At 37.3% G+C, this 23,612-nt stretch carries 30 protein-coding genes and 1 pseudogene; 16 read left to right on the forward strand and 15 right to left on the reverse strand.

Translation table 11 applies throughout. From position 1 onward, the window contains the following. The first annotated feature begins 11 nt into the window (after positions 1 to 11). Entirely contained in the window at positions 12 to 158 is a 147-nt protein-coding gene (locus ACLHDF_RS31585; protein WP_413922331.1) for a transporter associated domain-containing protein, read from the forward strand. A 65-nt stretch (positions 159 to 223) separates the two neighbouring features. Here the strand turns inward: ACLHDF_RS31585 and ACLHDF_RS31590 are convergent, their stop codons facing one another. Beyond that, positions 224 to 442, reverse strand: coding sequence for a small, acid-soluble spore protein, alpha/beta type (locus ACLHDF_RS31590; RefSeq protein ID WP_413920295.1), 219 nt, complete (start codon positions 440 to 442; stop codon positions 224 to 226). 296 nt (positions 443 to 738) lie between these two features. Between ACLHDF_RS31590 and ACLHDF_RS31595 the strand changes: the two genes are divergently transcribed. Beyond that, positions 739 to 981 carry a hypothetical protein gene (locus ACLHDF_RS31595; RefSeq protein ID WP_413920294.1) on the forward strand — a complete coding sequence of 81 codons (243 nt, stop codon included), beginning with the start codon at positions 739 to 741 and terminating at the stop codon, positions 979 to 981. 24 nt (positions 982 to 1,005) lie between these two features. Here the strand turns inward: ACLHDF_RS31595 and ACLHDF_RS31600 are convergent, their stop codons facing one another. From ACLHDF_RS31600 to ACLHDF_RS31630, 7 genes are all read right to left on the reverse strand, one after another. After that, positions 1,006 to 2,115: an ABC transporter ATP-binding protein gene (locus ACLHDF_RS31600; protein ID WP_413922283.1), complete on the reverse strand. Its 1,110-nt coding sequence runs from the start codon at positions 2,113 to 2,115 to the stop codon at positions 1,006 to 1,008. Between the two features lie 139 nt (positions 2,116 to 2,254). Next, the gene (locus tag ACLHDF_RS31605) at positions 2,255 to 3,157 is read right to left on the reverse strand and encodes a PucR family transcriptional regulator (protein ID WP_413922284.1); all 903 of its coding nucleotides are present in this window, start codon (positions 3,155 to 3,157) and stop codon (positions 2,255 to 2,257) included. 29 nt (positions 3,158 to 3,186) lie between these two features. Next, entirely contained in the window at positions 3,187 to 3,396 is a 210-nt protein-coding gene (locus ACLHDF_RS31610; RefSeq protein WP_413922285.1) for a YheE family protein, read from the reverse strand. Between the two features lie 66 nt (positions 3,397 to 3,462). Next, positions 3,463 to 4,623 carry a YheC/YheD family protein gene (locus tag ACLHDF_RS31615; protein WP_413922286.1) on the reverse strand — a complete coding sequence of 387 codons (1,161 nt, stop codon included), beginning with the start codon at positions 4,621 to 4,623 and terminating at the stop codon, positions 3,463 to 3,465. Then, a complete protein-coding gene (locus tag ACLHDF_RS31620; RefSeq protein ID WP_413922287.1) occupies positions 4,620 to 5,969 on the reverse strand; it encodes a YheC/YheD family protein in 1,350 nt (449 codons plus the stop codon). Before ACLHDF_RS31620 ends, ACLHDF_RS31615 begins: the two co-directional genes overlap by 4 nt. A gap of 4 nt (positions 5,970 to 5,973) precedes the next feature. Next, positions 5,974 to 7,053: a YheC/YheD family protein gene (locus ACLHDF_RS31625; protein WP_413922288.1), complete on the reverse strand. Its 1,080-nt coding sequence runs from the start codon at positions 7,051 to 7,053 to the stop codon at positions 5,974 to 5,976. After that, positions 7,050 to 8,396, reverse strand: coding sequence for a YheC/YheD family protein (locus ACLHDF_RS31630; RefSeq protein ID WP_413922289.1), 1,347 nt, complete (start codon positions 8,394 to 8,396; stop codon positions 7,050 to 7,052). Before ACLHDF_RS31630 ends, ACLHDF_RS31625 begins: the two co-directional genes overlap by 4 nt. Positions 8,397 to 8,583: 187 nt before the next feature. Between ACLHDF_RS31630 and ACLHDF_RS31635 the strand changes: the two genes are divergently transcribed. From ACLHDF_RS31635 to ACLHDF_RS31665, 7 genes and pseudogenes are all read left to right on the forward strand, one after another. Beyond that, positions 8,584 to 8,934: a YlbF family regulator gene (locus ACLHDF_RS31635; RefSeq protein ID WP_413922290.1), complete on the forward strand. Its 351-nt coding sequence runs from the start codon at positions 8,584 to 8,586 to the stop codon at positions 8,932 to 8,934. A gap of 179 nt (positions 8,935 to 9,113) precedes the next feature. Next, positions 9,114 to 9,992, forward strand: coding sequence for a Cof-type HAD-IIB family hydrolase (locus ACLHDF_RS31640; protein ID WP_413922291.1), 879 nt, complete (start codon positions 9,114 to 9,116; stop codon positions 9,990 to 9,992). Between the two features lie 145 nt (positions 9,993 to 10,137). Beyond that, positions 10,138 to 10,272 (forward strand): hypothetical protein, encoded by a 135-nt coding sequence (locus ACLHDF_RS31645; RefSeq protein WP_268241072.1) that lies wholly within the window; start codon positions 10,138 to 10,140, stop codon positions 10,270 to 10,272. A 188-nt stretch (positions 10,273 to 10,460) separates the two neighbouring features. Then, positions 10,461 to 11,960, forward strand: coding sequence for a coproporphyrinogen III oxidase (locus ACLHDF_RS31650; RefSeq protein ID WP_413922292.1), 1,500 nt, complete (start codon positions 10,461 to 10,463; stop codon positions 11,958 to 11,960). A 132-nt stretch (positions 11,961 to 12,092) separates the two neighbouring features. Continuing rightward, positions 12,093 to 12,518, forward strand: a pseudogene (locus ACLHDF_RS31655) (AMP-binding enzyme); the annotation flags it as partial. Between the two features lie 6 nt (positions 12,519 to 12,524). Continuing rightward, a complete protein-coding gene (locus ACLHDF_RS31660) occupies positions 12,525 to 13,328 on the forward strand; it encodes an enoyl-CoA hydratase (RefSeq protein ID WP_413922293.1) in 804 nt (267 codons plus the stop codon). A 112-nt stretch (positions 13,329 to 13,440) separates the two neighbouring features. Next, entirely contained in the window at positions 13,441 to 13,713 is a 273-nt protein-coding gene (locus ACLHDF_RS31665) for an HU family DNA-binding protein (RefSeq protein ID WP_013055305.1), read from the forward strand. A 40-nt stretch (positions 13,714 to 13,753) separates the two neighbouring features. Here the strand turns inward: ACLHDF_RS31665 and ACLHDF_RS31670 are convergent, their stop codons facing one another. Further along, positions 13,754 to 13,939 carry a YhzD family protein gene (locus ACLHDF_RS31670; RefSeq protein ID WP_413922294.1) on the reverse strand — a complete coding sequence of 62 codons (186 nt, stop codon included), beginning with the start codon at positions 13,937 to 13,939 and terminating at the stop codon, positions 13,754 to 13,756. 141 nt (positions 13,940 to 14,080) lie between these two features. On the opposite strand from ACLHDF_RS31670, the gene ACLHDF_RS31675 reads away from it, so the two are divergent. The 4 genes from ACLHDF_RS31675 (at position 14,081) to ACLHDF_RS31690 (ending at position 17,588) form a co-directional block, all read left to right on the forward strand. Continuing rightward, the gene (locus ACLHDF_RS31675; protein ID WP_413922295.1) at positions 14,081 to 14,980 is read left to right on the forward strand and encodes an ABC transporter ATP-binding protein; all 900 of its coding nucleotides are present in this window, start codon (positions 14,081 to 14,083) and stop codon (positions 14,978 to 14,980) included. Further along, the gene (locus ACLHDF_RS31680; protein ID WP_413922296.1) at positions 14,973 to 16,226 is read left to right on the forward strand and encodes an ABC transporter permease; all 1,254 of its coding nucleotides are present in this window, start codon (positions 14,973 to 14,975) and stop codon (positions 16,224 to 16,226) included. The genes ACLHDF_RS31675 and ACLHDF_RS31680 overlap by 8 nt, the downstream gene beginning before the upstream one ends. 172 nt (positions 16,227 to 16,398) lie before the next feature. Further along, positions 16,399 to 17,340 (forward strand): 3'-5' exoribonuclease YhaM, encoded by a 942-nt coding sequence (gene yhaM / locus ACLHDF_RS31685; protein WP_413922297.1) that lies wholly within the window; start codon positions 16,399 to 16,401, stop codon positions 17,338 to 17,340. 65 nt (positions 17,341 to 17,405) lie between these two features. Continuing rightward, positions 17,406 to 17,588, forward strand: a complete 183-nt coding sequence (locus ACLHDF_RS31690) for a sporulation YhaL family protein (protein ID WP_413922298.1) — start codon at positions 17,406 to 17,408, stop codon at positions 17,586 to 17,588. Between the two features lie 42 nt (positions 17,589 to 17,630). On the opposite strand, the gene ACLHDF_RS31695 is transcribed toward ACLHDF_RS31690, so the two are convergent. Beyond that, positions 17,631 to 18,554, reverse strand: a complete 924-nt coding sequence (locus tag ACLHDF_RS31695) for a peptidylprolyl isomerase (RefSeq protein ID WP_413922299.1) — start codon at positions 18,552 to 18,554, stop codon at positions 17,631 to 17,633. Positions 18,555 to 18,860: 306 nt separating this feature from the next. Between ACLHDF_RS31695 and ACLHDF_RS31700 the strand changes: the two genes are divergently transcribed. Beyond that, the gene (locus ACLHDF_RS31700; RefSeq protein WP_413922300.1) at positions 18,861 to 18,950 is read left to right on the forward strand and encodes a YjcZ family sporulation protein; all 90 of its coding nucleotides are present in this window, start codon (positions 18,861 to 18,863) and stop codon (positions 18,948 to 18,950) included. Between the two features lie 36 nt (positions 18,951 to 18,986). Further along, positions 18,987 to 19,082 (forward strand): YjcZ family sporulation protein, encoded by a 96-nt coding sequence (locus tag ACLHDF_RS31705; RefSeq protein ID WP_251398864.1) that lies wholly within the window; start codon positions 18,987 to 18,989, stop codon positions 19,080 to 19,082. A gap of 35 nt (positions 19,083 to 19,117) precedes the next feature. Here the strand turns inward: ACLHDF_RS31705 and ACLHDF_RS31710 are convergent, their stop codons facing one another. After that, the gene (locus ACLHDF_RS31710) at positions 19,118 to 19,297 is read right to left on the reverse strand and encodes a hypothetical protein (RefSeq protein WP_413922301.1); all 180 of its coding nucleotides are present in this window, start codon (positions 19,295 to 19,297) and stop codon (positions 19,118 to 19,120) included. 463 nt (positions 19,298 to 19,760) lie between these two features. Here ACLHDF_RS31710 and ACLHDF_RS31715 point away from each other — a divergent pair, with 463 nt between their 5' ends. Next, positions 19,761 to 20,105, forward strand: a complete 345-nt coding sequence (locus ACLHDF_RS31715) for a DUF1878 family protein (RefSeq protein WP_413922302.1) — start codon at positions 19,761 to 19,763, stop codon at positions 20,103 to 20,105. Between the two features lie 3 nt (positions 20,106 to 20,108). Here ACLHDF_RS31715 and ACLHDF_RS31720 read toward each other — a convergent pair whose 3' ends face one another. From ACLHDF_RS31720 to serC, 4 genes are all read right to left on the reverse strand, one after another. Next, positions 20,109 to 20,705 carry an HTH-type transcriptional regulator Hpr gene (locus ACLHDF_RS31720; protein ID WP_413922303.1) on the reverse strand — a complete coding sequence of 199 codons (597 nt, stop codon included), beginning with the start codon at positions 20,703 to 20,705 and terminating at the stop codon, positions 20,109 to 20,111. Positions 20,706 to 20,818: 113 nt separating this feature from the next. Next, the gene (locus ACLHDF_RS31725) at positions 20,819 to 21,214 is read right to left on the reverse strand and encodes a YtxH domain-containing protein (protein ID WP_413922304.1); all 396 of its coding nucleotides are present in this window, start codon (positions 21,212 to 21,214) and stop codon (positions 20,819 to 20,821) included. Positions 21,215 to 21,761: 547 nt separating this feature from the next. Further along, positions 21,762 to 22,292 (reverse strand): tryptophan transporter, encoded by a 531-nt coding sequence (locus ACLHDF_RS31730; protein WP_413922305.1) that lies wholly within the window; start codon positions 22,290 to 22,292, stop codon positions 21,762 to 21,764. Positions 22,293 to 22,416: 124 nt separating this feature from the next. Further along, the gene (gene serC, locus ACLHDF_RS31735) at positions 22,417 to 23,514 is read right to left on the reverse strand and encodes a 3-phosphoserine/phosphohydroxythreonine transaminase (protein WP_413922306.1); all 1,098 of its coding nucleotides are present in this window, start codon (positions 23,512 to 23,514) and stop codon (positions 22,417 to 22,419) included. Positions 23,515 to 23,612: the final 98 nt, after the last annotated feature.

Here is a 23,612-nt window from a genome sequence, read left to right on the forward strand (position 1 = left end):
TAGGGGGATGGATATATGAACAGTTTGATCATATTCCTGCTAAAGGAGACTTTTTTTCATATGAAGAGATACTATTTACCGTTAACGAGGTGGAAAATCGACGTATTCGCAAAGTTTCGGTAAAATCGTTTACGAATACGAAAGAGGAAGCTGATTAAAAGAAACTAGAAAGCGCTCCAAGAGGTCTTGGAGCGCTAAAGTCATAATATGAAATTAGTTAATATTAGTACTTGCCGCCTAGGTTTTGCTCAGCTAATTGTACTAAACGTTTTGTGATTTCGCCACCAATAGATCCGTTCGCACGAGCTGTTGCATCTGGTCCTAAGTTTACACCAAACTCACTAGCGATTTCGAACTTCATTTGATCGATAGCAGCTTGAGCACCAGGCTCTACTAACTTGTTTGATGAATTTCTGTTTGATGCATTTTGATAATTTGCCATGTGTATTCATCTCCTCGTTAGATAAAATAGATTGTAATGGTTGAGTTAGCTGGAGTTGAACCAGCAGAGCAGATGCATCGTTATATCTGCTTGCCTACCGCGGCGTAACTCAATGTTTGCGAGCTGTTGTGCTCGGTTGTTACTAGTATTATGGCGAAAGGTAAAAAACATATACATAGAAAATTTTGGTAATTTATAGAAAATTCATATAAAGTTTTATAAAGAGTAAGAGAGTTTTATTCTGTGCATATTACATATTATAGGTACATACTGATCAGGTAAAGCGAGGTGCGCGGATGTCGATTTGTTCCTTATGTAATGGGTTTAGTGATGTGCAAATGACGTGCAAAACATGTGGAGGAGTGCTGGGGGATATGGGAAAAGTCAGCGACTATTTTGATGATTACAGTGCTTATATGGAAATCGATCAGTTAAAAGTGGAAAATGGTTATCCTAGTGATTTAGCAAATCATCAATGTATTCATCTCTTTTACTGTTCTAATTGTCATAGTGAAGAATTGAAGCAAATACAGGAATAAAAAAAGACCCCTAGAGGTCTTTTTTTATTCGTGCTCAGCACGGATGCGCTGTTCTGATTCTGCATCAAAGAAATGCGCTTTGTTCATATCTAATGCTAAGTCTAGAGATTGAAGAGGTTTAATATCTGTTCTAGAATCCACGCGCGCTACAAAATCTTGTCCGCCAAGTTTAGAATAAAGCATGGTTTCAGCACCCATTAACTCGGATACATCGACTTTAATTGTAACTTTTGTGCCAGGTGAAGATTCAATAAATACAGGCTCATCATGGAAATCTTCAGGACGGATACCTAAAATAATTTGTTTATTTAAATATCCTTGCTCACGAAGTATTTTCAATTTGCCTTCTGGAACTGCGAGAAGAGAATCGCCTATTTGAACCTTTCCGTCTTTTAATGTTCCTGTTAAGAAGTTCATAGCAGGAGAACCAATAAACCCGCCTACAAATACATTCTCAGGTTTTTCATATACTTCTTTTGGTGTACCAACCTGCTGGATAATACCATCTTTCATCACAACGAGACGAGAAGCCATTGTCATTGCTTCCGTTTGGTCATGTGTTACGTAAATTGTCGTTGTACCTAAACGCTGGTGAAGCTTCGCGATTTCAGCACGCATTTGTACACGTAATTTCGCGTCTAAGTTTGATAAAGGTTCGTCCATTAAGAAGACCTTAGCGTCACGAACGATTGCACGACCTAGAGCTACACGCTGACGCTGTCCTCCAGATAATGCTTTTGGCTTGCGTTCTAAGTATTGCTCAAGCCCTAAAATACGAGCGGCATCTTTTACGCGGCGGTCAATTTCATCCTTTGGTAATTTACGAAGTTTTAACCCAAAAGCCATGTTGTCATATACGCTCATATGCGGATACAATGCGTAGTTTTGGAATACCATTGCAATATCGCGATCTTTTGGAGCCACGTCATTTACACGTTTACTGTCAATATAAAAATCACCTTTTGAAATTTCTTCTAGCCCTGCAACCATACGAAGCGTTGTCGATTTCCCACAGCCTGAAGGGCCAACAAATACAATAAATTCTTTATCCTGAATGTGAAGATTAAAATCTTTTACTGCCGTCACATCTTTATCATACATTTTATAAATATGTTCTAAACGTAATTCAGCCATTTCCATTTCCCCCTTGTATGTACTCTGTGAAACCGTTTTCTTAACTCTAGTGTAATTTTTTTTAATGAAACGGTAAATGGCAAACATGCACAAAAAAATGAAAGGGTTTTCGTGCACTATTCACGAAAACCCTTTCATTTTATCTTTCATCCTGCGAATTTTTCAAAGCAAGAATGGCTAAGTAAGCAGAAACAGCTCCTGTGAAGTGTTTGATATCAAGATGTGTTCGGTCAATAAATTTCTCAATTCTATACTGCAAGCTGTTGCGATGCATGTACAACTTCTTAGCAGCGAGAGATACGTTTAAATTGCATTCTAAATAAATTTTAATCGTTTCTAAAAGATCGTTATCATCTTTTACTAAGTCAAGTAAATGTATCATATGATTTTTGATTGCTCCTGAAGACTCTTGCAGAACTAAATGGGGTAAAACGTCAGTAAAATGGATAACGTATTTTTGTTCAACTGTATGTTTAATTTGATAAAACCATTTCTTTTCACACTCAAAAATTAATTGAGGTGAAGACGGAAATAAATGAATTTGTCCTTCAAAGAACTGAATAGAAGTTTCAAAATCATGACATAGAACCTCGATAGAATCTGATAGATTTTCAGTTAAGTCATTAGGATCATCAAAGGTTTCAATAATGACACCTGATTGTTTATCGATCCATAACACAGTAATGGAGGTGGAATACAAAGCGTGAAGCGCATTTTCAAACTCTATTTTTTGTTCAAACAAACGTTTAATTAAAAACTGAGTAAAGCGAAAAGAATGGTGCGTATGATGGGAGTGAATGACTTTTTCAGGTGCTTTAAATAACAGGCTTGACCAATACAATTGCTCTGGCGTCAGCACAGAAACTTCCTCATCATAAGGGGTTAAAAAAGCAGAAAGTAATGCCTGCTCTTTTTGAGATAGAGCCGTGTGTTCAATTCCAATGAAGCCTTCATCATATGAAAACCATTTGTATTGTTCAAATTGAGAAGGGGTTTTAGCCTTAATCATTTTATCCCCAAATAGTGTGTGTAGTTGTTTCATCTGTGCTCGGTCCTTTCGGTGAAAGCTTACTATTCATAAACGTGAAAAAGCATAAGCTCATGAATATAATCAATTAATTGAGTTTCATCTATTTGATTAGAAAGTGTAGTTTTCCATACAATTTGTCCATCCTTTAAATAATCAGCCTCATAATAAACCCGGTTCATATAAAACGAGATGTGCCAGCCCGGCATTCGATTATTTTGATACAGTGGTTTAACCTGGAAATGTGAAACCATAAAGAAAATCTCCTTTCTCAAGTAGTTATTATAAGCTTACCATGAGAAAAGGAGATGAAAAATCATTTAATCTAAAAATTTTGTTAATTTGTAAAATATATTGCATATGTGTTTAGCACCTTGCGTTTGAATGTCTGTCTCATCAAAAATCATTGGTTTTGCATTCACTTCAAACAGATAATAGTGCCCATGGGCTGACTTTGCCATATCAAGAGAAAACTCTTCAACTAGAGGAAAGGATTTTTGAAGGACTTGCCCGCACGTATTTACAAAAGACGAAAGAAAGGAAGTATCTATTTCATTTTCAAGATCTTGAAAAGGTGAAATGCTTCCTCCATTTAAAGTATGTGTTGTAATGGATTGATAGGGGCTATGTCGAATACCGACGCCGCTAATAATATATCTACTATCTTTGTGATGAGCTAAAATACGTAAGTCATAGCGTCGGTCGTTGAATGGTTGCGTCTCAATCGCTTCTTGAATGAGGTAAGCAGCTTGGGGAAGGTCAATTGCTTGTAAAGAAGAATATTCTTCTTTACGTTTATGATCTTGATAAATAATCGCATGCTTGTGGGAAGATAATCGGAAAATCCCAGCACCTTTACTGCTGTTAATAGGCTTAAAATAAAGGGAAGAGTGTTTTTGCAACAGCTCAGCAATATCTGTTTCCGGTGTTAAACGATAGGTTTTAGGAAGGTGAGAAGATAGTAGTGGATGCTTTGAAAATAATTGATATACTTTCCATTTTGAAAAAAAAGCGGAATTAAAAAGGGGGATGTGCTTGCTCTTAATTTTTTGATGTAAAGACTTCAGTTTCTTGGTTTCCGATTTTCTTCCTGGATAACGATTATATATAACGTTTGGCAGCGGCAAAGTTGTTTTGATCCACTGCTTCTTTGCACCGTCAAAGCAATACCCTTCAAAGAAGTGATGAGACATTGTTTCTTCAGCGAATAAAGCAAGAAGCCCCCCTTTTTCCTGTAGGGTATGGTGTAAGAGTTCTAATAAAGGGCGCTGTTTTATATTTAGTTTTTCCAGAACTGCTTTGTTAGTTAAAACCCCCACAATAGGCCCCGCTTTTTCTCCTTGGAAACGAAGAAAAGCTTGAGTAGAAGAAATATTTTGATTGAAGGGAAGTTCAATTTCTTGAACTCCCCATGTGTAAGATGCTGAAGGGTTATTATGAAACCACTGCTGCTGTTCTTTATGATAGTAAATTGTAATCATATGCTGATGCCTTCAGGTGTGTTTAGATAGTACGTAGATAAGTAAATGGCATATTCTAAAGAAAGTTTTCTAGTTTGTTGATCTGCTTTTCGTAAGGCAGGATGTGAAAAAATAGAGCGACCGGGCTTAGAATTAGCTTCAAACAGCCATACGTTTCCTTGATAATCCACTCCAAAATCGAATCCAAGCTCTCCAATTAACCCGTTCAACTCTTGTTCGAGCACATGACTAATTAAGATAGCGGCTTCTTTTAGCTTATTTTCAATTTCTTTTTTGTAAGAAGGATTGGTAAATATTTTGGCTGTAGCTTCAATTTCTCCGCCGTAATCAAGATGCGTAGTAATGCTGTTGGGACCAGCTACTTTAGCAGCTAAAGCAGTAAGCGCCCATTGGTTATTCCCGTCTTTGTTCGTATGCACGCGGAAGTCTACACAGCGCTTTTCTTTTTTGATTAGTGAAATACCTTGCTGAGCAATGTAGGAAGGATTAGTAAGTAAGAATTCAAATTCTGATAATAGCTCTTCTAAGGATTCTTTGTCTTGAATATGAAGACCTTTTTCTCCTTTGTAAGTTAGTGTATACATGGAATCTTTAAAAGATAGAGTATAAATGCCGCGACCTAAGCTTCCGTTTTTCGGTTTTAAATACACGGTTTGATGAAGGAACAAAAGTTTTTTTATTTGCGCAAGCGAAGGACTTTCAACCGTGTAAGGTAACAAATAAGCTGTCTGCTCATTCATTTTTAAAAGCTCATGAATTTCCCACTTATTGAAAAAGTCTGGATTGAAAAAGGGAATGCTATAATCAGTCATCATCTTTTCTTTAATGAACTTAAAGGGAGCTAATCCCTCTGTTTTTCTATTTGGCAAACGATTATATACAACGTTGGGAAGGGGAACTTCATGCTGTGTCCAGCCGCTTTCTTCATAAAAATAACCGTTTATAGTCCCGCTTTCCCAATTGATATGATGAGTTCCAAAAATAAAAGGAAGTCCTCCTGTCATACTTGCAGTGGAAAGAAGTTTAGCTAAGTGAAGGGAGCGTTTTCCGATTGGTCGCAGCAGAGAACCGGTAAAACCAGCTGATAACACACCAATTAAAGGTCCTAAGTGAATGGTCTCATTCACAACAATAGGGTGCATCATATGGGAGAAAGGAATTTGCAGTTTGGTCATTAGCTCAGCTGAAATCTGAATTTCTTCACGTTCTGAAGGTTGTATAAGGCATGGAGCTGTCATTGTTCCAAAAGCTACTTGTTTTAAAGATTCTTTGTAAAGAAATATAGGAACAGAAAGATCACAGTCTAACTGCTCTACCACAATAAGGCGAGTAAGAGTTCTTTTCATAGCATTACTCCTTACGGTACGATAGTGTGTTAGCTAAATAGATGCAGTAAGACAGGACATTTTTATACATGACTTCTTTTTGTTCAGGTGCTGTCTCCAATACTGTTTTTCTTCCCGGTTTTGAATTTAAATCTAAAATCCAGATGCTAAAGTCTCTTGAGATACATAAATCAATGCCTAATTCAAAAAGAGAAGGGAAGTTATTTTCCAGCACGGACGGAATCGTTTTACAAATGGTATTGATTTCATCCAATACATATTGACGATGAACGCGAGGAATGTGAGGCAGCAAGTTCTCAAAAGGTACAATAGACGCTCCTGAACTTACATTTGTTACGATAGAGTCCCGTTCACCTTGTCTAATTCCTCTTCCAATTTCTTTCCACTCACCATCGTTTCCTTTTTGTAATAGCAATCTTATATCAAAAGGAGTGCGTTCGTAAGGGAAAAATGAAATATGGGGTTGAGCAATATACAATACATCACGGGTCGTTTTCGTGAACCACTCCTTAAACTCCTGAAAAGAGGAAAATAGAATCGTGTTTACAATGTCATTTTGTTGATAAGAAGCTTCAATTTCGCGCCCGCGCTGTCTTAATTTCACAATGCCTTTACCTTGTGAGCCATTGGCAGGTTTAATCATTAGGCTATCGTTTGTTCGAAGCAGTTGAACAAGCTGCTCGATACTTTCGATTGGAGTAGTAGGAGGAATATATGAAGATAAATAGTTATCTTTTTTAATTACTTCATAGACATCCAGCTTATTAGGCAATCCATGGCCTAAAAACGTAACATCTTCCCGCTGTTTAAGCCAGTTTACAATAGGGCGAGCCTTTTTAGACAGAGAGTCTTTTCGATAAAAGCAGCGATCGTAAATAAACGAAGGAAGTAAGAAAGATTTTTCTATCCATTGCTTTTGTTCTAAATCGTAGTGGAAGCCTTCAATCTTTTCGGTGTTAGGATGAATGTTCAAAGGGGTAAAACGGTATATTTCAATCGAAAACTCAGCAGCATATTTAGCAATTTCAGTTACATACTCCACTTCTTGCTGGGGGTGAATAGTTAAAAAGCCTAATGAAATCATTGTAAATCCTCCTTGGCAAACTGAAAATTCGTTGCATGAAGACAATAATCAAGCAGTGCTTTTGTTGAAGGACGAACAGAGGAAGCGCTTGAATCTAATTGTTTTGAAGGTTTAACATTTACTTCAATAATCCAGGGCTTTCCTTCTTGATCAATTGCTAAATCAATACCAAATTCCGCATAAAGCTCAGACGGATGAGAAAGCTGTGTGCAAATTTCAATCGCAATCTCTTTTAAAAGTGAAAGGATATGGCGCGTAGTTTTTGAATCATAGAGCTGAGTTAAAACTTGCTGGGGAGGATGAATATCCCCTCCACGGGCAAGGTTTGAGACGAAATTGCCGGGTTTTGATACACGTGTGACAATAGATGTGATTTTCCACGTCAAGTCGTCTTTTTTATGACAAAGAATGCGGAAATCAAAAGGGCACTGTTTGTATGTCTGCAGGGAAATTCCTTCTTGAATGAGAAATCCTTGCCTTTTTAATTGACTATAAAGTGTTTCAAATAAGTCATAAAGAGATTCATACTCTTTTTCATATGTTTGCGTAAACGTTGTATAGTCTAAAATATACTTCTCTTTCTTTGAAATTTTAAAAATATTTTTTCCTTGGCTACCATGAACAGGCTTTAGAAAAACATCGTTATGAAGTTCCAAAGCGTTAAGAAGATCTTGACGTGAACGAAGCTGATACGTTGTTGGCAAATAGGGAAGCAAGTGTACGACATCTTTAAGCTGTTGAAAAACCGTCCATTTATTTAAGTAGCGTGCGTTAAAAAAAGGAACGTCATGCTCTTTCAAAAATGTTTTAAAGGTTTGGAAATCAGCAGTTTGCTCCGTTTTCCTGGCATGAATTCGGTTGTGTACGATTCCCGGAAAGGGAACATCTGAATAAACCCATCGATCAGCGCGATAAACATACCCTTTAGGGGATAATGACTTTAAGTCGCTCAATTTGCTCACATAGCAAAAACCCCCTAACTCCTTGCAAGTTTGAACAAATTCCTTACAAAATACAGAAATGGTGCCAAAGGGTTCTTCATCTTCTCGAACTTCTGTTACGATGCTAATCACAGGTCCCACCTTAAACGTGTTCTCTTCGTAAATGCCTCTCAGCTGATGCGTCTCATATGGAAAGCGAAACTCTGTAAATAGAGCTTCTGACATCATGAAACAACATTCTTGGTGTTGAAAAACGGTGGCTTTGACTTCTTTCATAATAGAACCTACTGTTAACGTAAACTCATGCTTGCATTTCACGCGGGAGAACAAAGCAGAACTAATGTAAATGTCGTTGCTCATATGTTTCTCTAGAGGTTTTAGAGAAATGGTGAAAGTATCCATAAGTGAATCCTCTTTTTCTTTCCTTTAGTAGGCGAATGCTGATATATACTATGAGGAATTAGCCCAATTCGTGAGGAGAATTTATCGTTTTCTTAGAAAATAAAGGTCTTAAGCTGAATTTTATATAATAATTTGTTATAGTTAGGGAAGTCAAGAAATTATAGAACTTATTTAGGAGGAACTTAACGTGTCTGTAAACTTACATGATGTAGCAAATGATTTAGAAAAAGCAATTCGCCAAAGCGATGATTACACAAACTTAAAAAACTTATATGCGGCAATAAATGCTGATCAAGGTTCAAAACAATTATTTGAGCGTTTCCGCACAATGCAAATGGAACTGCAACAAAAGCAAATGATGGGTCAAGAAATTACTGAAGAAGAAGTTCAGCAAGCTCAACAAACAGTTGCAATCGTTCAACAAGATCAAAATATTGCGAAGCTAATGGAAGCTGAACAACGTATGAGCATGGTAATTGGTGAACTAAACAAAATTATCATGAAGCCACTTGAAGAGCTTTACGGCGCGGCTGAATAAGGAATAGAGAAGAGAGGAAAAGAGAAATCTTTTCCTCTCTTTTTATGCAGAAGTTTCTTCTAATCGTTCAGTTCTGCTCATAAGCTTAGTAACAAGGCTACACATGCCGACTATCTTAAAAAGGTCATTTATAACCGTATCCTAACGGATTAGACATCTATGAAAGAAGGGGTTCTCATATGGCTTATCGATTGCTAGCGTTGAATATTGATGGAACCATTTTAAATAGCCAAGGGCGCGTTACAAAAGAAACAAAAGATGCAATTCAATTTGTGAAAAATAAAGGTGTTTACGTTACATTAGTAACAAATAGACATTTCCCGTCTGCTAAAAAAATTGCTCGGTCACTTAAAGTTCATCCAGCAATGCTAATTACTCATAGCGGTGCCTTTATCGGAACATCGATAGACAAACCGATACTAGATAAGAGAATTAGCGAGGAAAAAACATTTAATCTCATTCAGCTATTTGAGAATTTTAATTGTCATGTCCGTATTTTACATGAAAGGTTTTCAATTGGAAACCGTGTAAAGCTTCCTAATAATATTGTAGCTAAAAGTGTGTTAAAAACGGGAGAACCGCTCTTTTATCCCGTGCAGTTCGTAGATTCATTAGGAGATACGCTTCGTGATGAACCTGTTTCTACTCCAAAAATAGAAGTGTATTTTGCAGATCGTAAAGAAAAAGAATACGCTGAGCAAACAATTGCCAGTGCGGTTCCGGATATTGAATGGTTTTCGTATCCAAATGAAAATAGATGTTATATTACACCAAAAGGGGCAACAAAAGCCGCCGGCGTTCGTTATGTAGCAAATCGTCTGGGGATACCAATGGAAGACGTAGTAGCGATTGGAAATTGCTATGATGATTTGGAAACGATTGAACATGCGGGAATGGGTGTGGCAATGGGCAATTCGCCAACAGAATTAAAAATGCTGGCGGATTGGGTTACTCGTTCTAATAATGAAAATGGTGTAGCCTACATGGTGAAAGAATTATTTAGAAAGCAGCAGCGCCTTGGTTATCTTCATCAAATTGACAGCTTTCGTTTAAAATAAATAAAGCATATGCTAGGACAAAAGTAGTTTAGTTGAAGGAAGATCCGAACGATGAATCGAGATTCTTGATGGGGAATCCAGCTCGTTCGGATTTTTTTATAGTTATGGTGAACGTAGGTTTCATGTGTTCAGTTGCTTCTAGTGGTTGATTGGAGGGCAAGGTGAAGATTCCTGCGGGAAAAGCGGAATAGATGAGACCCCGCAGGAGCGGAAGCGACGAGGAGGCTCACCGGCCGCCCGGGGAAAGCGAAGTCTTGCACGGAAATCAACAGCGGTGTAATCCCTGATTTGTACTAGCTCATGTATCCAATTTGTTCGTCTTTAGGTTGAAGTGATGTAGTTATGTTTCAATCTCTTTTTCTGTTTGTTTCCTGTCTGCATATTCCCTTGAGCTGACCATCTTGACCGGACGTGTGTAGGTTTTGTAAACTGATTACTTAGATAGAATTGATTTGAAAGGTGATTATATTGAACATTTATATAAAAGGTATAGAAGATGAGCGTTTTTTACGTCCGCTTCACCGGATTTCAGATTTGTTTTTTGAAGAAAGCAACGTCTCCTTTGAGGATGATAACGAAGCTCAGCTGAAGGTCGAAGTAGAGCTGAAAGTTCATGAGGAAATTTATGCGAAAGCAGTGCTGCATGAAGCTGAAACGAATAAGATGTTTACAGAAGAGCTTTCTAAATCGTTTACACCTTATGAAACAGAAAAAGAAAAATTTAAGCAAATAAAAAATGTGGTGCTTCGCGTTTACCTATCTGTGCTACAGGAGTATACAAACATTGTTCAAAAATGGGGTATTTTAACAGGTATTCGTCCAACGAAGCTGCTTCACATGAAACTGCAGTCAGGCAAAAGTCAAGAACAGGCGCATCGTGAGCTAAAGGAAGAATATTTAATCACCGATGACAAAATTAATTTAATGCAGCATATTGTGGATCGTCAATTAGCAGCTATTCCCGATTTGCATGAGCTAAAAAACGAAGTAAGCATTTATATAGGCATTCCCTTTTGTCCGACCAAGTGTGCATACTGTACATTCCCAGCTTATGCGATTAATGGGCGTCAAGGATCTGTTACATCATTTTTAGGCGGCTTGCATTATGAGATGCGCGAAGTAGGAAAATGGCTAAAAGACAATAAGGTCAAGATTACAACTGTATATTATGGCGGAGGCACGCCAACGAGCATTACCGCTGAAGAAATGGACATGCTGTATGAAGAGATGTATGAATCGTTCCCAGATGTACAAAATATCCGTGAAATTACGGTAGAAGCAGGAAGGCCCGATACGATTACAGAAGAGAAGCTAGCTGTTTTGAACAAATGGAACATTGATCGTATTAGTGTAAATCCGCAGTCTTATATTCAAGAAACCTTAAAAGCTATCGGACGTCATCATACCGTAGAAGAAACAATTGATAAATTTCATCTTTCTCGAAAAATGGGGATGAATAACATTAACATGGACCTAATTATTGGTCTTCCAAATGAAGGTGTAGAAGAATTTCAGCATACGCTAGACGAGTCTAAAAAATTGCTGCCTGAATCTTTAACTGTTCATACGCTGTCGTTTAAACGCGCGTCTGAAATGACTCAAAATAAACGGAAATACAAAGTGGCAGATCGCTATGAGATTGGTAATATGATGGATTTAGCGACTGAGTGGACTCAAGAACAAGGGTATGAGCCTTATTATTTATATCGCCAAAAAAATATTTTAGGTAATTTAGAGAACGTTGGATATTCATTCCCTGGTCAAGAGAGCCTGTATAATATTATGATCATGGAAGAAAAGCAGACGATTATTGGACTGGGATGCGGGGCATCTAGTAAGTTCGTGCATCCAGAAACAGGCATTATTACAAGGTTTGCAAATCCAAAAGACCCAAAATCGTACAACGATGGATTCGAGCACTACACCCAAGAGAAACTCAAGATTTTAGATGAATTATTTATGAAATAAAAAGATCACTTTTTAGTGATCTTTTTTTATTTTCAGCAGGGAAATGTCGGAATCTGTTGAATATATAAAAATGTTGTAAGCGTTTTCTCGTTGTGGTGAAGCGAGGTGCCGCTTAATGATGAATGTACAGTTAAAAGGACAGAAGATATGTTTAAAGACGGTTGGCTGTATACGGGAGATAGTGTGACAATTGACGAAGAAGGAACCATCAAAATCGTAGACTGAACAAAAGATTTAATTAAAAGCGGAGGAGAATGGATTTCATCGGTTGATCTCGAAAACGCACTTATTGCCCATAGAGCTGTTTTTGAGGCCTGTGTCATAGCAGTCCCTCATAAGATGTGGCAAGAACGTCCAGTTGCTTGTGTCGTGTTAAAAGATGCATATAAAGGTGTTGTTTCGTCAGAAGAGCAGCTCAAATTTTTAGCACCGCAGTTCGCGAAATGGTGGCTTCCAGATGACATTTTATTTATGGATGAAATTCCAAAGACAACAGTAGGAAAGTTTTTAAAACGTACGCTTCGTGAACAAGTCGTCAATCATTATCAGAAAGGGTGAGTAAATATGACTGTCGAATTAAAAGGAGTAGAGCTAGTTTTGCAAGAGCGTGTCGCCACCATTTCATTTAACAGGCCGGATGCGTTAAATGCATTAAACGGAGAAGTGCTAGAGCAGTTTATTCAATGTTTAAAAGTTATCGAAGAAAGCGAAGCGGACTTTTTAGTAGTAAAGGGAAACGGAAAAGTATTTTCAGCAGGCGGAGATATTAATATGATGATGTCACCTTCACAATCAGAACGTTTTGAGCAGGTGATGGATTTGATTAATGAAGCGGTGCTGACCTTGTATAGCCTGCCTCAAATGACCATAAGTGTAATGCACGGTGCGGCTGCAGGGCTAGGGCTCAGCATCGCGCTTGCTTCTGATTATATTATTGCAGAAAGACACACAAAAATTGCGATGAACTTTATCGGTATTGCTTTAATTCCAGATGGAGGCGGTCACTTTTTACTAGAAAAGCGCATCGGTGCTCATCGTGCGAAACAGCTGATTTGGGAAGGAAAGACATTAAAAGCAGAGGAAGCTCATCAATTTGGCATAATTGATGAAATAAAAGAAGGAGATTTAGCGAAGCATGTAGAAGAGTATCTCTCATATTGGCTAAAAAAACCTTCACGCGCTTTGAAGGAAACAAAGCGAATTTATGTGGAGACATCCATTTCACAATTAAAGCAAGTGCTTGCGCTTGAGAAAAGAAGTCAGTTTGCTATGAGCCAAAGTTCGGATCATAAGGAAGGTGTGCGTGCTTTTCTGGAAAAGCGAGCTCCCGTTTTTAATCAAAGTGGAAAAGATATTTCCGAAAATTAAGTGAACTAGTTTAAAAGCCAATATTTTTGTCTATCATATTGATAGAGCATGTTTAAAAGTTGCAAAACAGTGGTAACACAAGATAATGTAGAAACTAATGAGGTGATTGGAAATGAACAAAACAGATTTAGTAAACGCAGTAGCAACAAAATCAGAGTTAACAAAAGCAGATGCATCTAAAGCAGTTGATGCACTATTAGAAACAATTTCATCAACGCTAGGTGAAGGTGAAAAAATTCAGTTAATCGGCTTCGGTACATTTGAAGTACGCGAGCGCGCTGCTCGTACAGGCCGTAACCCTCAAACGGGTGAAGAAATGCAAATTCCAGCATCAAAAGTACCGGCATTTAAAGCTGGTAAAGAACTAAAAGAAGCTGTTAAGTAATATAAAACGCCGGAAAGAGTTAGCTTTCCGGCGTTTTATATTAACGATGAAATAATACAAGTTTTCCGCTGGAGTTCACGCATCGATGCGTTTTTTCTAGATAGGAAAGCTCTTCTAACTTTTTGTTGCCAATAGTCTTTGCTTCTGCCTCAGAAGCTGCTTCGAAACTTTCATCTACTAATTTTTCTCCTGTCTTGTCAAAAGCGGTTAAGGTGTAAGTACTCATAAACTTCACTCTCCTCTTATAGTATAATTGTAAGCGTATTCAACATATTTCTCGTCCTATTCCTCTAATTCCTGCTAAGGTTTACAGATATCATTTTTTTCCATACAATAAACATAGGTTTATTTACAAAGGAGGAATTAAATGTCTCTTTCTATCCGTGAAGTTTCAAAAAGGTACGGTGAATTTATAGCTGTAAACGAACTATCCTTGCAAATTCCAAAAGGCGAAGTGTTTGGTTTTTTAGGTGCAAACGGTGCTGGCAAAACAACGACATTTCGAATGATTTTAGGGCTCATTGAGCCAACCTCAGGTCACATCCAATGGAATGATAAATCTTTAACTTACAATAGAAGTCATCTGGTTGGCTACCTCCCTGAAGAAAGGGGATTGTACCCGAAATTAAAAGTCAAGGATCAGCTTGTTTACCTAGGACGGCTGCGTGGAATGAAAAAAGCAAACGTGCTGCAAGAAATGGAGCACTGGTTATCTCGATTTAATATTCCTCAATATGCTTCAAAAAAAGTAGAAGAGCTATCCAAAGGAAATCAGCAAAAAATTCAATTTATCGCTTCCGTTATTCATCGTCCTGAGCTGCTTATTTTAGATGAACCTTTTAGCGGCTTGGATCCTGTAAACGTAGAGGTGTTAAAAGAAGCGGTACTTGATTTGAAAAAACGCGGAACGACGATTGTTTTTTCAAGTCATCGAATGGAACATGTGGAAGAACTTTGTGAATATTTATGTATTATGCATCATGGTACGCCTGTTGTGTATGGAAGACTGCCGGAGATCAAGCGTTCATTTGGCAAGAAAAACGTTATTGTACACGGAAAAGGTCCGTTTGAGAGAATTACGGAGCTTGAAGGCGTTATAAAGGTGAAAAAAACGGTTGAGGGTATGATTGTTCAAATTCAACATGAATCTGTATCGCAACTCATTTTTCAAGAACTTAAGCACTTTTCATTTGTATCTAAATTTGCTGTGGAAGAGCCTTCATTAAATGATATTTTCATTGAAAAGGTAGGTGCTTCCTATGAATAAATTTTGGGTCATCGTTTTTCATACATATCTTAATAAATTAAAAACAAAATCTTTTATTATTACGACGATTATTACTGCTCTTATTCTAGTTGCTCTTACAAATATGGAGAAAATTATCGACGTTTTTAATTCAGATGATAACGGCACAAATGTGGGCGTTATCTATGAAGTGGAAAGTGTATATACTTTGTTCAAACAAAATGTAAATGCAATGGATAAAGACATTCATTTAAAAGAATTTACGTCTGAGTCTAAGGCAAAACAAGCAGTAAAAAGTGGGCAGCTCGATAGCTATTTAATTTTATCTTTAAACGATAAGCAGCTGCCTCAAGCTGTGTACCAGGCTAACTCTTTAGCCGAATCAAATCTTTCTTCTACCTTAGAGCAGGCAGTGCAGCAAACAAAAGTGGCTATGGCTACAGTGAAAATTGGTTTAGAAGAAAAGCAAATCGACCAGCTTTACAGTCCTGTCTCGTTCAAAAAGAAAGCGTTAGTTGAGAATGCCAAAACAGAACAAGAGCTGAACCAGGCAAGGGGTCTTGTCTATGTTCTATTGTTTGTTATTTATTTTGCCGTCATTATGTATGGAAGCATGATCGCGATGGAAGTAGCTACTGAAAAATCATCCCGTGTTATGGAAATCCTTGTATCTAGTGTATCCCCTATTACACAAATGTTTGCTAAAATCATTGGAATTGCATTGCTTAGCTTAACGCAGCTTGCAGTTATACTGAGCGTGGGCTACACATCTTTAAAAACGAGTGTGGAAACAAATCATAATGGTATCTTTTCTTATCTCGGAGTTAATGATGTTCCGCTGACTACATTCCTGTACGCATTTGTCTTTTTCATATTGGGTTACTTTCTTTTTGCTACGCTCGCTGCTTTTTTAGGTTCTCTTGTAAGTCGTATTGAAGATGTACAGCAAATGATTACGCCCATGACCCTTGTGATTGTGGCCGCTTTTTTAATTGCTATGTTTGGGCTTGGTGATCCTGAAACAAAGATCATTACGGTCACATCTTTTATCCCCGTTTTTGCTCCAATGATTATGTTTTTACGTGTAGGTATGTTAAACGTTCCCCTTTGGGAAGTGAGTGTATCGATAGGGATTTTAGTTGTGACGATTACTGCTTTAGCTATATTTGGTGCCCGTGTGTATAAAGGAGGAGTCCTTATGTATGGTCAATCTACCTCTTTTAAAGATATTAAAAAGGCGCTGCAGCTAACGAAAAAAGAAACATAAAGAAGAGATACCGAGAAGATTCTTCTCGGTATCTTTTACGAAAAATGGTCTACCCGTGCATTCGGTGCCAAGCGATGGTAAAATGAAATGTAAAGAGCTGTAAATAAGCGGACGAAGCGATAAGAGCTTCGTTATCAAATACATAGAATGAAGTGGTAAGGAGGAAAAGGTCATGACAAAAGGAATTGCTCAATACGAAGTAGGGGAGCAAGTAGATCTTTATTTTTTAATTAAATCCTCAACGAGAGGAATTGCAAGCAATGGAAAGCCATTTTTAACGGTAATCCTACAGGATAAAACAGGTGATATTGAAGCTAAGCTGTGGGATGCATCTCCAGATGACGAGGAAAATTACGCTGCTCAAAAGATTGTGCGAGCTGCTGGAGAAGTAATGAATTACCGCGGGCGCAATCAGCTGAAAATACGCAACATTCGTCCTGCGCAGCCGCAAGACGGAGTGCGTACGTCTGACTTTTTAGAAGTAGCACCTTTATCTCAAGAAGAAATGATCGAACATATTACAAAGAGTATATTTGAAATGAAAAACTCCAATGTCCAGCGCATTACTCGCCATTTGTTTAAGAAATATCAAACGGAATTTTTAGAATATCCAGCAGCAACTAAAAATCATCATGAGTTTGTATCGGGGCTTGCCTATCATGTTGTATCTATGCTAAAGCTGGCTGAGTCGTTTTCAATCCTTTATCCAAGCCTAAACCGTGATTTGCTGTACGCTGGAGTTATTCTTCACGACCTTGGTAAAGTATTTGAACTTTCAGGTCCTGTTTCAACAATATATACAGTCGAAGGGAACTTGCTTGGCCATATTTCGATTATGGTTAATGAAATTGGAAAAGCGGCAGAGGAATTAGCGATTGAAGGAGAAGAGGTCATGCTTCTTCAGCATCTTGTATTATCGCATCACGGTAAGGAAGAGTGGGGAAGTCCGAAGAAGCCGTTAATTAAAGAGGCTGAGATGCTTCATTTGATTGACAATGTGGACGCCAAAATGAATATGCTTGATCGAGCATTAACAAAAGTAAAGCCTGGTGAATTTACAGAGCGTATTTTTGCTCTCGATAATCGCTCATTTTATAAACCGACGATTGATTAAAATGGTATAAGTCTTTCTTCCTTCGCATATAGTGGTTGTAAATAACTGTGATGGGGGATCAATATATGGTGACACTACCAATTTGGATTTATTTAGTTGTAGCAGGCATTTTCTTTAGTGGATTTATGGCGATTCGTGCTGCACAACATGATAAGCAAGTGGATGATTCGTTTATTGAAAAAGAGGGACAAGTATTCATAGAGAGAATGCAAGTGGAAAGAGAAAGACGCAACAGTGATTCCATCTGATTATATAAAAGAGCCTGTCACATGAGTGACAGGCTCTTAGCATTATTGCTGAGGAGTTTCTACGCCAGATTGACTATCTGTCGCACCTTCTTCAAAGATTGGTTTTACATTCTTATCTTTGACTTCCACTTTTGCTTTATCAAGTTCTTTTTGAATCTTCTTATTTGCTTCTGTTTGATCTACTTTTGAACGTTTGATTTGCTGCTCAAGTTCTGGTTTCTTTTTGTCAAAGGATTCTACTTTCTTTTTATCGACTAGTTTAATGATATGGTAGCCGTACTCTGTTTTGATTGGTTTACTTACTTCACCTTTTTTTAGCTTATAAGCAGCTTCTTCAAACTCTTTAACCATTTGGCCTTCACCGAAATAGCCTAAATCGCCACCGTTAGCAGCAGACTGCTGATCCGTTGAATATTCTTTTGCCAGACTAGCAAAGTCCTCGCCTTTTTTGATTTTTGCTTCTACTTCGTTTGCTGTTTTTTCGTCTTTTACTAAAATATGACTTGCTCGAATTTGAGGTTTTTGAGCTTTATACTCATCATAGGCTTTTTTCAGTTCTTTGTCTGATACCTTGATGCCTGCTGTAGCAGCTTTTTCACGAAGAATATCTACTTTTAACATATCTTTTACTTCTTTTTCGCCTTTTTGCTGAATAACTGAATCCACTTGATCGCCGTATTGTTCTCTTAAAATGCTCAACTGCTGATCAAGCTCTTTATCCGTTACTTTATATTTTTCACTCAATACTTTTTCTTCTGTAGCGCTTCGTACGAGTGTATTAAATTGGTCTTGTCCGATTGTATCTTTCATTTGTTTGTACAAATCACCTTGTGTGATATTGCCAGCTTTTGTTTCTACAATTACTTTTGAAGAATCGTTTGCATTTGAAGCATTACTTTCCCCACTGCACGCTGATAAAGCAACGAGACTGGCTGCTGTTGTTAGTGCAACTAAGCTTTTTTTCATACGTAAACACTCCTACTCATCATTTTTACTTATGTAGCTTGACTCAAGATTTACTATATCACATTTCCTGATGTTAGCAAATGAAGTTAAAACCACGTGAATTTACATTTATTTTCCACTAAGCATCGAGTGAATATACGCTTATGGATACTTTTTATAAAGCGTTTTCAAAATAGAGGACAAACTCACAGGTGAATCTCCAAATGAGAAGCAAGAGAAATAAAATATGTAGTTTGGGCTAAAAGCTTAGACGTTTTTTGAGCTGATGCATAAGATGCAGTATTAGTAAACAAAGGGGGTGCTCAAATGAGCGGATGCGGATATGGAGGCGGTTTTGCACTATTAGTTGTGCTATTTATCTTATTAGTCATTGTTGGTTGTGCATGTTACTACTAAGAAACAGATGAATATAAAAGGAAAGGAGCGATAGATATGGGTTCTTACGGATGCGGATACGGCGGTGGATTTGCACTATTAGTCGTATTATTCATCTTATTAGTTATCATTGGAGCTAGCTGTTTTTGCTAAGCCTATAAAAAAGCGGTGAGACATCTCACCGTTTTTTATGTAAATGATACTTCAATATAAGATGAAACTAATAAAATGGTAATCAATACATTAATCGTACGAAAAACTTTAGGCTGTTTTTCGGTTGGAATTTCTTTTTGAATACACAATGTATTTGTTAGTGCATTGATGTAGAATAAAATGAATAGTGCAAATACAATAAAGAATATGTACATAAAAATCCCCCTAACAAAATCAGTGTGACAAAGACAAAAAGTCTTATAGTCATTTATATAGTACAGCTTTGTATGAATTTACAAATATCTATATTAACATTACCAAAAAAGCGGTAAAATAGATAGTTATATATACAGTTGAGCAAAGAATTTCAAACGGTATGTACATAGAAATGCAGGTTTTATTTTATAAAGAGCAGTCGAGAAGTTGAGAAATAGGATTTAAACGAAATAGCAAAGTGAATGGATAAGAAATGAGTAACAATTAGCCATTGTTCAAAAGGACAGAGGGATTTATATTAATATATGCAGTGAGTATATAATCAGTATATGAAAATTTTTATAGGGTGCGACTTAAACAGGAAATGTGAGTGACGAAGAAAGAATTATTTGGAAGAACATGAATGAATCATGTACAATATGGAGTAGAGGTATATGAACGTTGAAGGAGTAGGGGAAGCGGATGGAAACTTTAGAATCTCGAGTATCACGTTTAGAATATTACATAAAACTGTTATCTGGGACATCTGAACAAGAAGCTAAACCATTTATTGATTTAGTGGTAAGAAATCAGCTTACAAAGAAGGAAGTAGAGGAGATTTTAATTCTGTGCGAAGACATAAAAAACGAATATATTGAGCAAAAAGCGGAAGGCCTAACAGACTTTGTTCCGCTTCTTACACAATTTGTTGGTATGCTGAATTATAAATTAAATCCTCGAGAGACGGTTGAGTCGCTTCGTTATCAACCTTCTTATCAAGATGTGATGAATGAATTATTTGAAATTATTCAATGGATAAGGGACTAACCATTAAGAGTTTGAAATAGTCTCCTGATGGTTTTCTTTCTCTTTCTTGACAAGTTTTCCATCTTCTTCAGTGAACTCTTCTTCGATATGATGGAAAGATCGCTCGAAGATATCCATAAAATCTTCACCGTAAATTTTGCGAATGACGGTCATCAGTTCCATAAACTCAGGGAATTTGCCGTACAAGTCGCGCAACGGAAGTGCGCCGCTGAACACCGAATTATTAGAAGGTTCATAATGTTCCATTAAATCTAGTAAAATGGCCTCTCCTTTATCTGTCAGCTGAATGTACGTATTTCGCTTGTCGCTTTCTTTTTTAGAAAACTCAAGTAAACCTCGTTCTTCTAGTTTTTTGGAGAAGTTAAATGCAGTGGAAACATGCATAACTCCAAACTTAGCAATTTCGGAAATAGAAGCCCCATTTAAATGATATGAAATCCATAAAATATGATGCTCGTTAATATTAAGGTCATAAGGCTTAATCCATTGCTGCCAATCCTTCTCTACGGTTTTCCAAAGGGCTTTACTTAATTGGGCAATGCGTTGGCTAAATAGAAGTGCTTCTTTCAAACTGTAATCTTGATCACTAGTCTTTTTCATCTTCTCCCACCTACTTAGTCTCTTTTTTTATTTATCTTCTATTATGCCAATAAAATAAAAAATTATAAAGATGTAAATTTACAAAATTTTAAAAAATTAAAAAAGAAGGCGTTTTAACCTTCTTTTTTGTCAATTTTTTCATTGGGATTTTTAGTTGTCTGTACATGTTCTTCTAGGTTTGACAAAGAATTTTGGATTTCTCTCAAATGGTGCTGAATAGACTCCTTATGAGGGACAATTTCTTCTTTAAACTGACCAAGGGTATTAGAAAGGTCACTTGCGATATTTTTCACTATAGTATTTCCTTCTCTGGCGGTCATTTGTACTTGTTGAGCAATCGCTTTTATTTTTGTTGAGAGCTCTTGTTGTGAAGCGTTAACTCGGTCTTTTCGAGAGCTTACACGCTGTTTAAGTTCTCGTCCTGAATATGGAGTAACAAGAAGCGTTGTAATAGCGGCTACGGCGCTTCCAATTGCTGCTCCAGCTGCTAGCTTTTTCATTCTACTCATTATTTAGTTCCTCCTATGTAGTAAAGTAAGTGCTAATACTTCCTTCTGACATAATTATAAAAAAATAGCATAGATTTATACAAAAGAAGGAGGTTATCAACATGGGATAGCTTTGTTTATTCTTTTGATAATCAGCCTGAGTTTTTTTCTGGCTGCTTTTAAATGGTTTAGCCTTACAACTAGAACGGCATCATATCCACCTAAACATGTGCTTAAACAAAAGTCTCTTACATGTGCAACAGTGGCTTTTGCAAGTTTTTTATTGGCCCTTATACTTTATTATGTAACCTAGGATGGAGAACTTAAACCTTTATTACATAGTAAGTCTTTATACGTATTGTATTAGCAGCAAATGAAATTTAAGTGAAAAAATTCTGTATTATTTCTTTTTAAACAATCAGTTAAAGGTCTAACTGTAGGTTCTTATTAAAAAGGTCAGCAACATACTATAAATGAACCGTTTTATTTAAAGGTCCTCCAAACTTGGGGGGCCTTACTTTTGGTGTAAAAAAAGAGCCTGATTCTTAATTAAATCAGGCTCTTGACGTTACGATAATTTTGCTTTGATGTTTGTGCGCTTTAGAACGGATTGAACAATCGGATAAATAACCACCATTACGATTGTATTAACTACTGTTGCAGGTAATACAACTGCAGCAATAAGTGCCATGACGCTATTTCCGCCCGGCAAGCCGACGATTAGTGCGGCAGCTGACAAGAATACGGTTCCTGATACGAGCGTGCCAACAGCTGTTAAAGCAGCAGCAACTGGTGTTTTAATACCTGTTGCTCTTTTCACAAGCATAAATAATGCAAAGAAAACAAATGCTGTAATTGGTTTATCAACTAAGTTTGCAATTTGTCCACCAGGAAAGCTTGTTGTTAAAGCAGAAATAACCGCTGTCGTTAAGCCAACCAATGCCACATTTTTTACGCTAGGAAACAACAGGATTGCTAAAAACATCATTGTTAACATCATATCTGGCTTCATTCCAAATAAAATAGGAGGTACCACCGTGTGGAGAACCGCTCCAATTCCGACTAATAACGCTAAAGAAACTAAAACTTTTGTATTCATTTCTCATCTCTCCTCTTCTAAGCTAAGCTCGAAATATACCAATAGTGCGCCTATGCCCATTGCATATATTTACATACTGATTATAACATATTTATGTGAAAAAAGAATCAGCTAATTCTGCCAATTATGCGTTTGCCTGCGCAAATTCATCCATAAAGACGGCAAGGGCTTTACACGCTTCAAGCGGTACAGCATTGTAAATAGAAGCGCGGCATCCGCCGATCGAGCGGTGTCCGGCTAATCCTACGAAGCCTTTTTCTTTTGCTTGCTGTAAAAATGCGGCTGTTAACTCATCGTTTGGTAAAGTAAACGTTACATTCATAATTGACCGGCTTTCCTCTGTAGCATGAGGGTTATAGAAACCGTTTGAACGTTCCATGCTCGTGTAGAGTAACTTAGCTTTTTTATGGTTTTGGGCTTCAATTGCTTTAACCCCACCTTGTTCTTTAATCCAATCTAAAACAAGTGAAAGCATATAAATACCAAACGTTGGAGGAGTGTTGTAAAGAGAGTTGCTCTTTACGTGGGTCTCGTAGTTCAGCATTGTTGGTAAACCTTCAGGAATACGTTTTAGCAATTCTTTCTTCAAAATGACAACCGTTACACCAGATGGTCCGAGGTTTTTCTGAGCACCAGCATAAATGAGTGAGAACTTAGATACATCAATTTGACGGCAAAGAATGTCGCTTGACATATCAGCAATTAAGTCCACTCCTTCAATAGAAGGGTAGTCAGCCCATTGTGTACCAAAAATGGTATTGTTGGACGTGATATGCAAGTATCCAACATCTTCTTTTGGAAGCTTTAAATCTTCTAACGCTGGAATAGAGCGGTAGTTCTCTTTTTTAGTAGAAGCAGCCACTACTGTTTTTCCAAGTTTCTCTGCTTCTTTTAACGCTTTTTCTGACCATGATCCAGTTAGCACATATGCACCGACTTGATCGGGAGCTAAAAAGTTCATTGGAATCATAGAGAATTGCAGGCTTGCTCCGCCCTGCAGGAATAAAATTTCATGTGTATCTGGAATATTAAGCAATTCCGTTAGTATTTCTTTAGCATGTGTTAATACATCTTCAAACTCTTTACTGCGATGTGATAATTCCATCACAGACATACCTGTATTTTTGAAATTAACTAGCTCCTCTTGAGCAAGTTGTAAGACAGGTAGGGGAAGCGCAGATGGACCTGCATTAAAATTATAAGCTCTGTTTAACGTAATCACATTAATTCCTCCTCAAATTAGTTCGAACACTCATCATACAAAATGGCTAATGACTGATGTCAGAAAGAATACCATTATACTATCACGAAAACCATTGA

Source organism: Priestia megaterium (assembly GCF_046599315.1).
GTDB classification, from domain to species: Bacteria; Bacillota; Bacilli; order Bacillales; family Bacillaceae_H; genus Priestia; species Priestia megaterium_F.